Source organism: Spiroplasma endosymbiont of Panzeria rudis (assembly GCF_964019705.1).
Classification (GTDB): Bacteria; Bacillota_I; Bacilli_A; order Mycoplasmatales; family VBWQ01; genus Spiroplasma_E; species Spiroplasma_E ixodetis_A.
This window is the reverse complement of the sequence record NZ_OZ026460.1, coordinates 778,974-795,136: the sequence shown is the minus strand read 5'-3', so window position 1 is coordinate 795,136 and position 16,163 is coordinate 778,974. Positions and strand designations below refer to the sequence as shown.

Genomic DNA, 16,163 nt, shown 5'->3' with positions numbered 1-16,163 from the left:
TGTAATGAAAAATTATTAAAAAATAAAAAATATATTGAAATACAAGAAATATTAAAAATTATAGAAAGGGATAAATAATTATGGAATGTAGAGAATATAGAATTAAAGGTTCATGTGATATTTGTCATAAAAATTCATCATATGGGAATAGAACTTGTAATAAATGTTTTTATAAATTAATGAGTGATAATAATGATTAAAAATACACCATTAGAATATATTAATGACAGAATTAATCAACATAAAGAAAATATTAAAGAGTATAAAGAAGAAATTGAAAAATTACAAAATTTTATTAAAGTAAATGAAATTACAATGACTGAATTAGAAATAATAAAAGATATTTTACAAAAAGGAGAAAAAATATAATGAATTTTAATCAAAATCAAAAACAAATGAGTGATATAGTAATGAAAAAAGATATGGAAAAGTTATTAGAAAACTTAAAAAATAAAATAGGAACTATTGCATTTAATAATATTGACGAAGAATTACACTATATAAATTTAATAATAAATAGAATGTCAGAATATATTTATTCATTAGAACAAGAAATAATTAGAAAAAATCAAATAATAAAAGATAAATTGGAATTTAAAAATGAAATGTAATATACATAATGAAAAATATATTTGATTTTCTGAATTACATGGAATTGATAATAATTATTATTGTAATAAATGTATTAATGACATGATTGAAGAAGATATGTATTTAACATCAAATAATTGAGATTACTTATATGAATATTATATTAATGAATTACAATTAGAAAATTTTAAAGGAGTGTAATAAATAATGAAAAATAAAAGTTTTCAAGAAATAACAAATAATTTACAACAATTTTTTCAAGATATTGAAAATGGTATATATGGTGAAAGTATTAAAAATGCTTTTAAAAAAGAAAGTAGTGAATAATAATGTCACCTAAAAATATATCTAAAAAAGAATTATTAAATAAAATATTAATAATTAGATTTAGAGAATTAGAATTTCAAAACTTAAAAGATTTTTGTAAAGAAAAAGATATAACTGTATCTGAATTTGTAAGAAATTTAATTAAAAATGCAATTAAAAAAAATAAAAAATAGAAAGAGTGATTATAATGAATAATTTATATAAAAAAATACTTAAATTACAATTAGAAATTGGTAGTACACCTAAAAATGGTTTTAATAAATTTGGAAATTATAAATATTGATTATTAAGTGATATTTTTAATAAATTTAAATTATTATGTAAAGAATTAAATATTGTTATTACACATGAAGATATATTAACAACAGATAGAAAAATAAATTATTTAGATACTAAAGAAGTAGAAATAACTTATTTTAAAAGATATACAATTATTGATTTAGATAATGATAAAGAAATTAAATATTTTGATATACTTGCTTGTGCTAAAAATACAGATATAGCAAAAGCAAAAGGTAGTGCAGAAACTTATGCTTATAGATATTTCTTAATGAATTTACTTTTATTAAGTGAAGATGAACTTGACCCAGATAATGATAATGTTAATTTAATACAAAATAATAATAAATATCAAAATAATTACGTTAATAATATAAAAGCATCTAATGAAAAATGAGAACCAAGTGAAAAACAATTAGATTATTTTGAAAAATATATGATTACAAATACAGTTTTATTTGATGAATGTATAAGAGAAGATATGGAAAGATTAAATCCAAATAATAATAAAGATTTTTTAATATTAATGGGTGAAAATTATTTAAAAATTTTATTTGATAAATTTAAAGAAATTCGTGAAAGATTTAAAAATTTAAAAAATAATAATAAAAATGAGTATAGAAATTATGAATAATTATTTACTTTCAATTGACCCAAGTATTAAAAATACTGGATTTACTTTATGAGAAAAAACAAAAAGAATTAGTGAATGTGAAGTTAATTATAATGAAATAGAATACATATACAAATGAAAACCAATATTTGTTAATAGTTATAGTTTTAAAAATATAGATGTACATAGTGGTATGCAAATTTTTATAATTAATATGATTAGGAAAACAGAAATAATAACTTATAATGAATTAGATTTAATTATTGAACGCGGTACTTTTAATTCAAAAAATGGAATTGGTTATGAAACACAAGAACATTTACGTGGTTTTATTGCTGGACAATTTAATAAATTATTAACAAAAAATATGTTAATAAGTCCTTCTTCATGAAAGAAATGATATATAGATAATAATATTACTAATATTTCTTTAAAAAATTGAAATAAAAAAATAAGTGAAGATATATGTTTTTATTTAAATGAAAAATATGAATGAAATATAAAAATATCAAATCATGATGAAGCAGATAGTTTATTAATTGGTTGATATTATTTAAATAAGGAGTAAATAATGAAAATAGAATTTGAAATGGATATTTTTACAAAAAATGCAATTATCGAATCATCAGAAAATTTAAAAAAATTAAAACAATTAAATATATCAATTAATTTATGTAATTGTAAAAAGGAAGATAATTAATGCAAAAACAAGAAAAAGTATTACTAAAATGTATTGTTAAAGATTGTAATAATAAAGTATTAGTTACTTTAAAAAATTTAGATTTAGAAGATACTACAATTCAATTTTTTAAAATGTGTAAAAAACATAAATTAGATTTTAATAATAAAATAAAAGAAATTAAAGAATATTATAAAAATAATTAAATTAAATTTTAAAAAAATTATATTTTCACATTTTAAAATTTTTATGTATATAATTAAATTGTTAAAAACTTAATGAAAATATTTTTATTTAAATAGATAAAATAAAAAGAAGAGCCTTTCTAATTCGTTGAAATTAGAGTAGTTTTTTCTTTTTTTGTTTTTAACACATATTTATTAATGAAAGGAAATATTTATAATGAAATATTTTAATCCAAGTTATTGATTTAAATTATGAGTATTAAGTGCACCATTATTTAATTCTGAAAATCAAGGTATATATGCTAAGTCAATTGATAATAATCAAAAGATTAAAGATTGAGCTAGCAAAAATATTACTAGTGTAGAATTAAATTCTACAAAAAATCATCAAACACATTTAGATATCAAACCATGAAGTAGTAATTTAAACCCAGTTGAATTTGAAGCAATTCCACACAAACATCGCAATGAAAAAAGCAGAAATATAGTTAAAAGAAGTCTAAATAATAAGAAAAATGAAATTGATTACAGTTTTTGAGCAGGTGGAAAATTTTATTGTGAATTTACACCAGAATTTTGAGAAGAAATTATAAAAGATTATTATATTAATTCTGAATGTAGTAATGATTATTATATAGCTAATCATTTTTCAGATAGGTTTAAGGATAAAATATATTTTATGTATAATAATAATAATTTTGAATTAGATTGAAGAGTTAGTTGAAATGATATTGAAAAAATTGGATTTCAAACTCATTTGTCTTTTTCATCAATTAATAATAATTTTAAGGATAGTAGTAAAAAAAATCGAATAAAAATTAATTTCGATAAGGATAATCAAGAGGTATGAGAAATATATACATATATAGGTTCTGAAGTAGATAGTAATGATCAAAATTCTTATCCAAATAAATATCTTGATAATTTACAAAGAGATTTTCCTGATTGAAATAAAGATATAAATATTTATTTAGGAGTGATTATGGATAATAATAACAATAACATTATTGGAGCACTTAAACAGAAATACCCTAATTTTAATGCCAATAATATTTCTATTGTAAAAAAAACTGATTATTCGCATTTTAGTTCAACTTATTCAATGAAACTGTTTAGTATTATCACTAAAGATTATTCTTATGGTGAGTTAAAACCAATATTTAATTATATAACTCAAACTAAAATTAATGAATTAAATAATTTTATAGCAAACGATTCAAAAGTTATACAATGACTAGAACACATTAATGATTATAATCAAAATTTACCAACAAAAATTGAAATTTTGAAAACATATACTGAAAGTCAAAAATGAAATGCTAAAAATACAGAAAAAGAAATAATTAAAGGTTATATTAGAGATTGAAATTATATTTCAAACTTAATAGAACACGACTGAAAATTAGAAGAATTAAACAAAAATGTACAAGGATTAAAAGATAGTTTTGAAAATTTAAAAAATGAAATTAATGAATTAGATAAAAGAGTTAAAGACTTACAAAATATATCAAAATGTAATGGTATAGGACTTGCTACCAGTGGTGTTGGTACTGTTATTAGTGTTGCTGGTACTGTTGGAACTTCTGTTCCTGTAATTGGCAATATTATTAATGGAGTAGCAACAATTGGTAGAGGAGTATGTTCCATTGCTGCTGTATAATTTACTAAATCTATTAATTATAAACAAAAAGTTACCAATTAAGGTAACTTTTTAATTAGGTGCCAACCTAACAACAATATAAGTTTGAGAACTTTTATTTCATATACTTACATAAGTAAGTAATCTTATTATACATTATTTAAGATTGTGGGGGAATATTATTTTCAAAAGAATGCAAAAAATAGAGAAGCAACTATTATCATTAAAACTACTATAGATATTATAGTAACAGAAATTAGAAAAAAATTATTATTAAAAAGTTTAGTAGTAAATTTGTCTTTTTCTATTTCATGAATTGTAACATTTTTTTTTGTATCCATCATTTACTCCTTTATTATTTAATAATATTATATTATCATAATTATCTTGAATTTAGTACTATTTTATATATATTTGCTTTAATACTATTAATATATATGCTAGCGTATGCTTTATCATTTTCACCAATTTTACCTGTAATATATCACATATCTTCGATTTTACCTATGGTTGTTTGTAAATAAAAATTTCATTTAAGATAGTTATTAACTATACAAAAACCTAATAATTGATTATTTTCATATTTTATGTTTCAACCACCAACATTACCATTATCATTTATAGTAAAATTATAACCATTTAAATGGTAATCAGTATCAGTTCTTCCATACATATATGATATCCCGCTTTCTCTTTCAAGTTGTACCGTAGTACCTTGTTTATTATGATTTCAATGATAAATATGATTTCCATTACGTGGTGGTATATCTCTAAAAATTAAATCTTTTAATTGAATTTCTTTAAAACCAACATCTTTTTTTGGATTTAAAAATTTTTCTTCTATGTAAAAATCAGTATACAAAGTTGATGTTATAGTTGGAATTGAATTATTATGGATTGCTTTTTCGGTTTTAATATCATAATCATAATATATAGTTATACTCTTATAATAACGTTTTAAATCATTAAAAGTATTAATTAATAATGTTGGGTCTAATAATGATTTTAAATCAACTTCATAATTAACTTGTTTACTTTTATTTACTTGTCATCAATTTTCAGTATTATCTTTTACTGGTATTGAACTTGTATCTGTTAAAGGTAAATTATTTGCTGTCATATCAATTTTTAAATCCGGAATAATAACGATTGATTTTGCTATATTTTGTGGACTTGGTGGTAATATTTTTGCTGGATAACTAAATGTTGTTTCTTCACTTTCTTCATATTCATCATGATTTAATTTATATAAAGTAGTTCAATTAAAAGCATTACCAGTTAAATAACCCATATTATTATAACGAAATTGAGCAACTGATATTTCATTATAATCACCTTGATAAGTAAATGGATTATCACTATAAAATGTATGTCTTTCTTCTCCTTGATGTAAACTTTGTGTAACAATTGTATCAATAATATAAGCATAATTTGAACCGTCAATTACTCCATTTGATGTAGGATTTCATTGACAATCTTTATCTTCATTTGTAAATGGTGAAGCAATATCTAAAAATTCAGTATCTTCTGCTAAAATATAAACTTTATTATTTTTCTTTTGTGATAAATCAACTGTACTTATTTGTTCTTTAGTTTCTAATTTCTTACCAGAACTAGGGTCTCATGGATAAACACTTACTCTATCACTTAATTTCATTGTCATAGCAGTTGTTGAAACATTTGCACCTAATAATTTACCAATAGTAAAATCATTATCATTTGTAAATACATTTAAAGGAATTAAACCACCATTACCAATAATACTTTCTAAATTACTTGTAAAAAATGCACTCATAAAACCATTAAAATATAACATTTTTTTATATTGTTGAAAATTTTGAGTAATAACTCAACTACTTCAAATACCTAATGTTAAAGCATTTAATAATTTACCAATTAAAGGAATATCACTTAAAGCAAAAGGTAATCATTGATTTGAATCATAAGGCATTTGTATTAAAGGACTAAATACAACTGAATTAAAATTTAATATTGCTGACATATATTTTTGACTTATTTTTGAATAATCTACAGTTGGTGAACCAATAATTAATCCAGATTCTGGGTCTTTATATTTAAAATTACTACTCATATCTACATTATAATTACCAGAAATATTATTTATATTTCATTCACTATCTCAAAAAAACTTAGCATTACCAATATCTTCAGCATTACTTAATCTTGCTTTATCTTTATCAAAAGATAACATACCTTTAAAATCTTTTGTTACAAATAAATTATCTTGAAAATTTAATGAAGTTTTTAATCATTCTGTAAAATTTTTAAAATTAGTAAATCCAGTAGGTTTTGCATCCATAATATTATAAAATGTAGTTTCTGGATGACTACTTGTTGTTATTTTATCATTTATACCAGCAAGTAAACCACCATTATTTTTAATATTAGTTGTAGATTTTTCATTATTACCAGCAATAAATAATCTTCTTGAAGAAAATACTTTACTTTCAAATATTTCTTCATTATTTTGTTGAATAGGTTCTTGACCTTGAATAATAGGTCTTCCATAATAATAACAACTTGATAATAATTCTAATCCATAACTTTGTCTATGAGAATATCTTACTCCTATATCACGCATTAAAGTACGATTTAATGTTACTTTTCCTTGTTGAATAGTAGGAAAAGCATAACCACTACCCGAGCTTGCATATTGTACAAAATCAAGTGTATTTTGACCACTACTTATTACTCTATCATTTAAACTACTAAAAGTTAATACTTGCATACTAAATGCACCATTATAAGGACTATAATAATTTGTTACATTTGAAATATATAATAATTGTCTATCTTGATTTTTACCTGTATTACCACCAATATTTTCATTTTCATCATTAAATACACAAAAGAATTGTAAATAATCATCAATTGTAATATGTTCTTCAAACATAACTAAAGTATATTGTCTTTTAGTTTGTACAGTTTTAAATATTTGATTATTTGGTAAATTACTAAAATCAACTCCACTTGTATCATCAATTAAATAAGCATTTCAATAATCACCAATTTTATATTGTTTTGTATAAAATTCATCTTGACCTTTCGCTTTATGAGTATTTGGGTCAATTTTACCTTTATTTTTTTGATATATTTTTGTACTATTTTTTCAAATACATACAACTGGAGTATTACCAGTTAATATTAATTCATATTGACCAAAATCACTTATTTTACTATTAATTGGTTTATAACCAGTTTCAGTTAAAGGTATTGCACCATTATTTATAATAAATGGAAATATTTTTCAATGTGATTGTCTTTTAATTAATATTTGTTGCATTTTTAATCTCATGTGAGCGTGTTTCATTAATTGTATTTGTTGGTGTCTGCTCATTATTATTACCTCCTAAATCTTTATTTAATTTTTGATTTTCATTAATAATATTTTCTAATTTATTTTCAGCCATAAGTTGGTCAATATTATCATATTCACCAATTGCTTCAGTTATTGTCATTGTGCCATTATTTAATCTTGAATTAATAATTTGGTCTTGTATTATTTGGTCAGTCATTGCTATAGGAATAAATTTAAAACTATAAGGTTTTTCACCAATACCATTTCATAAATTTTCACTAATAAGTAATAAATCAAATATACGATAAAAATAAGCACTATAAAATGCTATTTTTATTTCTGTTGTTTCCATATCAAATTTATTATTAAACATTGATTGTGTTTTATTAGTATAAACATCATTACCATGTTCATCATAATCATAACCAGCACCATTAAATATGGCTTTAGCAGTACCATTATAATCTAATCAATATTCATTAAATTTTGGGTCACCTTGAATAATTTGCATACCACCATTACCATTTTTATCATAACCAGCACTACCAACATTCACAAACATATCTTTTTTAGGATTTTCTACAATATTACCATTTTCTTGCATTTCTTTAACTGTTTCATTATCTAAAGCAGCAAATAAAGTAGTAACATTTAATTCTCTTTCTAATCTTTTTTGTCTAATTACACGATTTAAATCTCAAATTAAATCTCATACTGGTGTACAATCTGGATAAGCATTTAAAGTTGTAGCATTACCATATAAATTAATAATTGGTAAATTAGTTATTTCAAAAATAGGTATATAATTAAATGGATTTTTAATTTCATAAATTTTTAAAGGAGTAATATTTGGTTTTAATTTTGTTCTTGTAGAACCTAAAATAATATCTTTATTATTATCTTTATATGTTTCATATTTAACTTTTCCATTTTGTATTGTTACTCATGTTAAAGTTGCACTATCTGCTTGTTCATTAATAAAATAAAATTCTGCTGATTGTTCTTGTTCATTATATTTAGCAACTCTACCACAAAAACTATTAGGTAATATTTTAAGTGATTTACTATTATCTTCATTAACTATAATCATAATAAATACTTTACCCATTAAACTATTTTGTAAACCAAATTTATAAAATTTTTCTAATCATTTATCTTTTAAATTCATTTCATTAAGATAATCTAATATTTCTTTTTTACTTGAATTAAATAAAAAACCTTTACCTAATCATAATTTAGTTGATTTTTGAGCAATAATCATAGGTATATCAATATATCAATTACTTTTATCACAACTTAAATATTCCATTGTATTTATCATAATTCATCACCATTAAATTTATTTTTATTAATTAATAATTTATTATTAATACCATTAATTAATCATTTCATTTCATGCATTAAAGCATACATATCACTATCTCAAGTATCATCATGTAAATCTAACATTTTTGGAGTATTATTATTACTATCTAATTTCTTTTTATCTAATCATTGCATTAAACTATATTGTCTTTTAGTTTCTGGACATCTTTCTCAATTAAAACTAATAATATTTTTAAGCATACAAATTGTTGTAAAATCAATTCTATCATTTAAATATAATGTTGATTTATCTACTGCTATAAATTTTAATCATGTTATATTACGTTTTTTAACTCAACTTTTTAAAACATCAATAAATACTAATCCACCATTACCATAATCAACATAACAAGTAAAACCAAATAACATTGCTATATAACGTTTACTTTCATTTAAATAATAATTAATAATATCATTTGCTAAAGTATCAGTATCTTTATATTGCATTGTTACATTTGAATGATAAAATTCACTTTCTTTATGTGCTCTTCTACCAATATTATTTTTACCAATAAATCATAATGAAGCAGCAGTTGGATGACCACTTGAACTTGTTGCCATACCTATATCTAAACCACCAGTTATTTTAGAAACTTGAAAATCTAATGTAGTATTTACTTTATCTAAATATCTTGCAAATATAGCACCAGTAAGAATACTAGGTACCCCATAATATCAACTTTGTGCTTTAATAGGGTCTAATATTTTTAATTCTTCTAAATCATTAATCATATCTAATGTCAAATTATGAGAATTTACTTTTCAATTTGAATAATGAAATAATTTAAATATATTATTATCAAAAATTGATTTAATTTGTTCATTTTTAGACTTCATTATTTCTAAATTAAAAGGTACAATTTTATTCATATATTCAATAAAATATTGATAAATATTATCTGGATTACAACTTTTTATTTTTATTCTTTTTTTAGCATTACCTAATGCAAATGTTATTGCTTGAAATTCTTGTTGACTAAATTCATTGGCTTCTTCACATCATTCAATGGCTAAATCAAAACCTTTTATTTCACTACGAGAAAGGCCTTTTAAAGGGATTCTATCATTACTATTACTATATACACCCATAACTCTAATAAATGATTTACTACCTTTAAAACGAAAATCTGCTTGTTTATTTGGATATTTTAAAGTAAAATCTTTATAATCATTTAATCCAATTGTTATTAAAGCATTATAAATTTCTTTAACTAAATCATTAATATCTTTATTTAATTTTCTAAAACAATATACAGCAATTGATTTATTAACTTTAATTGAAATTGCAATTAATATTGCTAATTCTTCTGCAATACTATATGTTTTACTTGAATATCTACTTCCACTTAAATTATATTCACTATGAGTAAAATCACTTTTATTTAATAATCAATAACTAATTTCATGTAAATAAGTAAATTCTTTATTCATAATATTATTCCTGTAATTCTTCTAATTTTAAAAGTTGACCATATCTTGTAGGGTCACTAACAATAGCAATAGTATCATTTTGCATTTGTAAAGAAATCATTATTCTATCATTAACTTTATCTCAATCCAAAGTTTGAACATCAGTATTTAACTCACCATATAAAAATTCTTTACAAATAAAAGCAAATTTTTTACTACTTGATTGACTTTCAAAATTATAATAAATTTTATATTTAGTATTTGATTTAAAATCATATTTAATATGATTTATATTAACTTTTGTTCCTACTTCTTTTCATTGTGGAATACTTGGAATTGGTTGTATCTTATTATCAACATATCTTTTATTTACAGCATCTTGTGCTTGTATAGGGTCTGCTATATCAACCATTCTAGTATTATTTAAAGTAATAATTCTTTTTTCTTTAGGTTGTATTATATTTGGACTATTTTGGTCTATTTCTCATAATGATTCACTACCACCACCAGTAGCACTAATTTTATTATTTTCATCAATAGTAATATTTTCACCAGCAGTTAATTTATCTTGTTTAATATTTACTTTATCATCAACATATTGTTTTGTAGTTGCATCGCTTGGTGATGTAGGAGTTCCAAGACTAGTAATTTGCTTATTAGACATACTTAAATAGCCACCACCATCATATTTACCACTAGAACCAATACTATTTTTTCAAATAAAAACTGTTTCACTTTTATTTTGTTTTTTATCTATTTCATTTTGTATTTTATTACTAATATCTGCATTTACAGTATGATTAGATTCATAATATTTAATATCTATAGTTTCTTTGGGACTTTTAAAATCTGGTATAGTAGTACTTGTATTAATACCAGTAGTATCAATATTAACAATTGGTCTTAACATATTTTGTGGATGAATAATAGTAATTTTAGTTCTAGAATCTAATGATTTTATATTATTATAAGGTATGTATGCATTTAAAGGACTATCTTCACCACAATTTGAAATAAATTTATTAAATCAATTATTTTTTTGTGGTTCTATACCTTTTAAATTAAAACCTTTAATATTTGGATATTCTTTAATTTTTCTTAAACAATTAAATACTTCTGGTGGTATAAAATAAGGGTCATCTGGATTAGTTTCACTATAAGTTAATCCACCTTGACTAATTGAACCTTGACCACGTAAATAATCTACATCTTTAGTTAATAAAAATCTAACATAATGAGTAGTTGCTGTTTGAATATTATCAGTAAAATCAGTTGGTGTTATTTCTGGTCATTTTTTTGAAATAGTAAAACCACTTAAGTAATCAATATTACTACTTGCTACAGATATTGCAAATCAAATTTCATTATCTGGAGTAGTAACTTTATCAAATAATAATTCATTAAAATATTTAGATGATTTAAATTCTTCAACTGTTATAAATAAAATTGGGTCTTTAATAGCCATAATAATTTACTCCTTAATGTAAAATAAAGGGTATTTAAACCCTTTAAATTCCAACTTTAGTTGCTTTTTTCTTATCTTTTTCTGATAATTCTTTTTTAGAAGCTCTTTGACTAATAATAGTATTTTTAAATACTTCATCTTTTTCATTATCATTATTAAAACTATCTAAAGATTTAGCAATTGATGTAGTTTCTAATTGTAATTGAGAATTTATTTGTTTAATATTTGATTTAATAAATTCAATTTCTTTATCTCTTTTTAATTCTTTTGATATTTTATTTTGTTTTGATTTTTTAATTAATTTACTAGATAAAGCTAATCCTCCTGATATAGTTATTCCAGTAGCTACTGCTCCACATATTACTGAAATTCATTCTATTGAAAAATTCATTTTTTATTCCTCCAATTGTATTTTATTTGAATGTTGTTTACATAATTGACATTCTTTTTTATGTTTTTTAATTTCTTTATATTGATATATTAAATAAGGACTTGTAATAATAATTGGTATAGTTATTAATATATATTTAATTAATTTTCCATAATTACCTAATTTAGTAATAATATTTAAACTAATATGACCAAACATAGGAAATAAAGTTAATATTAAATGGTCAGGTCAAGTAAAATTATATTGATTTGTATAATTTCCTATTCCCATTGATATTGGTATTTTAGGTATTAATCAAGGTGTTATTGTAAAAAATAATGTTATAAACATACCAAGACTATGACTAGTTATTTTTAAAATATTTGATATTAAAATTTTAATTTTATCTATATGAGTACTATTTTTATTAAATCAAATTTTATTTAATCTTTTATATTCTTTATTATCTTTACTTAATGGATTAATAGTATTTCATATACCAATTGGTTTAATTGGTTTATCTAATTCAATAATAATTATCACCTACTTTCATGTTTTATAAAAATTAGAATTTCTTTTAATTTTTATATATTTATTTGTATGTAAAGAATTTTTTAATAATTGTTTTCTTTCATATCTTCATTGATTACTTCCTATTTCATTTTTAGATAAAGTTTTATATTCTTTTAATTTAAAAAAACCTTTTTCTAATCTATTAATAAAATGCATAGTTTTTTGTACATTAATATTATTTGGATAAATTACACTAGTATCTTGTGAACCATAATATTTACCTTTTTTTGCTAATTCACTTTTAACATATTTTCTTAATTGACTTGGTAATCATTTTCTATTTCAAAATTTTCAAAATATAGTTCCAGCACCAGTACCATTTTTACCTTTAGCTTGTGTCATTAATATTCATATTTCTTGTGGAAATGCTGGATAAGTATAAGGACCATATCATATTTGTCTTTTATCATTATCACTTTGAAATAATGTTGTTAAAGTTCCAATTTTTAAATTTTTATTATCAATAATAAATCTTCCTTTTTTAAATCATGAACTTGATAATACTTCTCATGCATTATCTGGTATTTCTTCTTCATTATCTTTAAATAAATTATTTACTTTATTTACATAATTTTTAACAGTTCTAATTTCTGTTGACATAATAGATTTTTTAAAACTATTTACTGGATTTTTAAATTTATTAATTTCATTTTGTAATATAGATAATTCACTAGGTTTTAATATACTTATTAATTTTTTAAGTATATTTGGATTAAAAACACTATATGGTTGATGTATTTCTTTTTCACTAATATTTTCATTTTCAAATACTGCTTTTAATGATTGATTTTTATAATATTGTTTTAAAGCATTTATTAATGCTAATTTAATATCATTACTAGCTAAAGCATAATATATTCATTCAATAATTAAAGGTAACATTATAATCTCATGTGATTATAATCTCATGTTAATGGTACTTCACTCATATTATCACTACCATATTGACTATTTGTTTCACTATTAATTGAAAATCTATTATCATTATTAATTAAATGTGCTATTTCATTTGTAAATGAAGTTTCTTGCATTTCTGTATTATTATGATTAGTTTCCATTGGTAATAAATTATGAATAATTTCACTTGCACCAGCAACTATTGTAGGAATAGCATAAGCATTATTAAAATCATTATTAATACCCATTGCAACACCACTTGATATTAAACATCCACCAGTAGCCATATTACAAATCTTTTTTATTGCTTCAAATTTATTTGGTATTAACTCAGTTAAACCACTAATAACATTTGCTATACCATAAGCATTTAATGAAATATAAGTATCTCAATCCATTAAATTATTAGAATTATTATTAAATAAAATACTAAATAAATTATCTGGAAATGGATTAACAGTTGTTGTACTAGTAGTTGTAGTACTTAATGTTGTTGTATGTATAGGGATTATAGTAGTACTAGTTATAGGCATAGGTGTTGTAGTTGGTTCTATTGGTTCAATTATAGTGTTTATAAATTTACTATAATTGGCTAATCCAATTGTTCCTAAACCTAGTAATATTTTTTTAGAACTATTTAATAATTTAGTTTTTGCACTTGGCATTTGATTTAAATTTCATATATCTAAACCTAATTTTTTACCAAATAATAAACTATTAATTGAACCTAACACTGGATTACCTATTAATTGACCATAATAAGCAGATATACCTATCATTGCAGATAATGGACTTATTGAAGAGCGTATTATTTTTAATAAAGTATAATTATTCAATTGTGTAGTCTCAGCATGTTGTGGCATATTTATTTACTCCTTTTAATAAATTAGTAGATTTTTCAATTTTAATAACTATTTTACCTTTTAAATTAATATTATCTCCAACACAAACAGCAAAATTATCATGTACATTACTTACTCTTATATAATTAGGATTTAATGTTGAAAATTCATAAAGTAATATTGCTAATATATCTTGTGAACTATTTAAATCTTCTGGCTTTGGTGAATTTATAATAATATGTGATTTATCATTAAAATACTTATATATAAATTCCATAATTTAAGCCTTAGTAAATGTTAATTTAACTGTTCCATAATAATCAGTTTTATTACCAGTCATAGTAGCAGAAGTAGATGTTATAGCACTATATGTGGCTTTCTTAGGTGTAAATCCAACATTACCAATTTTTACTACTGCAGTATCTAATTCATCACTAGTAGGATTATCACCAGCAATAGTAATTTTTCCTAAATCTTTATAATAAATTACATCTTGTAAATCTAAAATATTCATATTATCATAATCAGTACTTTGATAAGTAGCATTAATATTAGTTGCATCAACTTTATAATTTTTTGTTCTTGCTTCTTTAATTTCATCTACTGTTGGCATTTTTTCTTGAATAATATACATTAAATTAGGTCTAATAGCACTTGGTAATGCATATAATGCTTTACCAATAATACGAATATTATCTGTAGCATTATCTAATTTATTTCTTACTTTAGTAAATGAAATAGGCATACCTCACATATATCTGTTATAAACTACTCCAAATAAATCTAATAATTTATAATCCTTTTCTAAATGCATACCAGAAACAGTATCATGTATAAAATTTTGTTCTAAATAAAAACTTTCATAAAATTCCATTCCCATAATTTGATTTGTATATCTTTTTCCAGTTGCTAAAGTATTTGCTGAAATTTGTCCATAATTTAATAATGTAAATGCTTTTGCAAGATTAAAACTACTATCAATACCACAAGCACCAGTTAAATCTACTTTATTAATACCAACTGTAATATCATCTACTTTTTTAATTAATTTATTATTTTTTTCTCCAATTGTATAATAAGCATTTAATGCTTGTTCTTTAGTCATATTATTTAAATTTAAAGGTAATACTAATGATTTAGCAATTGCATAATCTTTTGTACCTTGTAAAAATATTAATTCAAAATTTTCTCTTAAATTTCTCATAAATGAACTTGTTCAATTTGATACAATTTGTGTTGCTATATTTGCTGGTGAAGTCATAAATCTTTCAATATCAAATTCTGGAATATTGAAATCAATTGTTAATTCTTTATCAATAATTAATGTTGTTGTTTTAACTGTTCCTTTTTGTCTTTTTGTACCAGTAAATTCATCTCATGTTGAACCTCATAATACACGAACAGTTGCTCTATAAATTGCCATTGCTACACCACTAATATTTGCTATTTGGTCAGCAGTAACAGTATTTCTCATAAATAAAGTACTTAATTCAGCAGTTAATTCACCACGTACTTGTGCTTCAAGTACACTTAAAACAGCATTTTCAGTAGGAGAATTACCACCAATAATAAATGCTTTAGGTATTTGTGGAATTGCCATTTTATCCTC

General features: G+C 21.8%; 19 protein-coding genes. 9 read left to right on the top strand and 10 right to left on the bottom strand.

The features are described from left to right. Window positions 1–192: 192 nt before the first annotated feature. The 9 genes from AACK89_RS04485 to AACK89_RS04445 all read left to right on the top strand — a co-directional run bounded on the left by AACK89_RS04485 (window position 193) and on the right by AACK89_RS04445 (window position 4,334). Complete coding sequence (locus tag AACK89_RS04485; RefSeq protein WP_338977482.1) at window positions 193–369, top strand: hypothetical protein; 177 nt, start codon at window positions 193–195, stop codon at window positions 367–369. Next, window positions 369–611 (top strand): hypothetical protein, encoded by a 243-nt coding sequence (locus AACK89_RS04480; protein WP_338977480.1) that lies wholly within the window; start codon window positions 369–371, stop codon window positions 609–611. The genes AACK89_RS04485 and AACK89_RS04480 overlap by 1 nt, the downstream gene beginning before the upstream one ends. Then, complete coding sequence (locus AACK89_RS04475) at window positions 601–792, top strand: hypothetical protein (RefSeq protein WP_338977477.1); 192 nt, start codon at window positions 601–603, stop codon at window positions 790–792. The genes AACK89_RS04480 and AACK89_RS04475 overlap by 11 nt, the downstream gene beginning before the upstream one ends. Window positions 793–920: 128 nt before the next feature. After that, the gene (locus tag AACK89_RS04470) at window positions 921–1,091 is read left to right on the top strand and encodes a hypothetical protein (RefSeq protein WP_338977476.1); all 171 of its coding nucleotides are present in this window, start codon (window positions 921–923) and stop codon (window positions 1,089–1,091) included. A gap of 14 nt (window positions 1,092–1,105) precedes the next feature. Then, a complete protein-coding gene (locus AACK89_RS04465; RefSeq protein ID WP_338977474.1) occupies window positions 1,106–1,831 on the top strand; it encodes an ERF family protein in 726 nt (241 codons plus the stop codon). After that, window positions 1,824–2,378, top strand: a complete 555-nt coding sequence (locus AACK89_RS04460) for a hypothetical protein (protein ID WP_338977472.1) — start codon at window positions 1,824–1,826, stop codon at window positions 2,376–2,378. The genes AACK89_RS04465 and AACK89_RS04460 overlap by 8 nt, the downstream gene beginning before the upstream one ends. A 3-nt stretch (window positions 2,379–2,381) precedes the next feature. Next, window positions 2,382–2,510 carry a hypothetical protein gene (locus AACK89_RS04455; RefSeq protein ID WP_338977469.1) on the top strand — a complete coding sequence of 43 codons (129 nt, stop codon included), beginning with the start codon at window positions 2,382–2,384 and terminating at the stop codon, window positions 2,508–2,510. Continuing rightward, window positions 2,510–2,695: a hypothetical protein gene (locus AACK89_RS04450; RefSeq protein ID WP_338977466.1), complete on the top strand. Its 186-nt coding sequence runs from the start codon at window positions 2,510–2,512 to the stop codon at window positions 2,693–2,695. The genes AACK89_RS04455 and AACK89_RS04450 overlap by 1 nt, the downstream gene beginning before the upstream one ends. 196 nt (window positions 2,696–2,891) lie before the next feature. Beyond that, window positions 2,892–4,334, top strand: a complete 1,443-nt coding sequence (locus AACK89_RS04445) for a hypothetical protein (protein WP_338977464.1) — start codon at window positions 2,892–2,894, stop codon at window positions 4,332–4,334. 361 nt (window positions 4,335–4,695) lie between these two features. Here the strand turns inward: AACK89_RS04445 and AACK89_RS04440 are convergent, their stop codons facing one another. From AACK89_RS04440 to AACK89_RS04395, 10 genes are read right to left on the bottom strand one after another with little or no spacing between them, the layout of a single operon-like run. Further along, window positions 4,696–7,671: a hypothetical protein gene (locus tag AACK89_RS04440; RefSeq protein ID WP_338977462.1), complete on the bottom strand. Its 2,976-nt coding sequence runs from the start codon at window positions 7,669–7,671 to the stop codon at window positions 4,696–4,698. Then, window positions 7,598–8,953 carry a hypothetical protein gene (locus AACK89_RS04435; protein ID WP_338977459.1) on the bottom strand — a complete coding sequence of 452 codons (1,356 nt, stop codon included), beginning with the start codon at window positions 8,951–8,953 and terminating at the stop codon, window positions 7,598–7,600. The genes AACK89_RS04440 and AACK89_RS04435 overlap by 74 nt, the downstream gene beginning before the upstream one ends. After that, on the bottom strand, window positions 8,947–10,428 hold the full coding sequence (locus tag AACK89_RS04430; RefSeq protein WP_338977456.1) for a hypothetical protein: 1,482 nt from the start codon (window positions 10,426–10,428) through the stop codon (window positions 8,947–8,949). Before AACK89_RS04430 ends, AACK89_RS04435 begins: the two co-directional genes overlap by 7 nt. A gap of 4 nt (window positions 10,429–10,432) precedes the next feature. Next, a complete protein-coding gene (locus tag AACK89_RS04425) occupies window positions 10,433–11,872 on the bottom strand; it encodes a hypothetical protein (RefSeq protein ID WP_338977453.1) in 1,440 nt (479 codons plus the stop codon). Between the two features lie 43 nt (window positions 11,873–11,915). Then, the gene (locus AACK89_RS04420; RefSeq protein ID WP_338977451.1) at window positions 11,916–12,263 is read right to left on the bottom strand and encodes a hypothetical protein; all 348 of its coding nucleotides are present in this window, start codon (window positions 12,261–12,263) and stop codon (window positions 11,916–11,918) included. Window positions 12,264–12,266: 3 nt separating this feature from the next. Next, window positions 12,267–12,785: a hypothetical protein gene (locus AACK89_RS04415; protein ID WP_338977448.1), complete on the bottom strand. Its 519-nt coding sequence runs from the start codon at window positions 12,783–12,785 to the stop codon at window positions 12,267–12,269. Continuing rightward, the gene (locus AACK89_RS04410; protein WP_338977445.1) at window positions 12,786–13,697 is read right to left on the bottom strand and encodes a hypothetical protein; all 912 of its coding nucleotides are present in this window, start codon (window positions 13,695–13,697) and stop codon (window positions 12,786–12,788) included. It abuts the gene before it with no gap. Beyond that, window positions 13,697–14,575, bottom strand: coding sequence for a hypothetical protein (locus tag AACK89_RS04405; protein WP_338977444.1), 879 nt, complete (start codon window positions 14,573–14,575; stop codon window positions 13,697–13,699). Before AACK89_RS04405 ends, AACK89_RS04410 begins: the two co-directional genes overlap by 1 nt. After that, window positions 14,541–14,831 carry a hypothetical protein gene (locus AACK89_RS04400; protein WP_338977442.1) on the bottom strand — a complete coding sequence of 97 codons (291 nt, stop codon included), beginning with the start codon at window positions 14,829–14,831 and terminating at the stop codon, window positions 14,541–14,543. The genes AACK89_RS04405 and AACK89_RS04400 overlap by 35 nt, the downstream gene beginning before the upstream one ends. A 3-nt stretch (window positions 14,832–14,834) precedes the next feature. Next, window positions 14,835–16,154, bottom strand: coding sequence for a hypothetical protein (locus AACK89_RS04395; RefSeq protein WP_338977439.1), 1,320 nt, complete (start codon window positions 16,152–16,154; stop codon window positions 14,835–14,837). Between the last annotated feature and the right edge of the window lie 9 nt (window positions 16,155–16,163).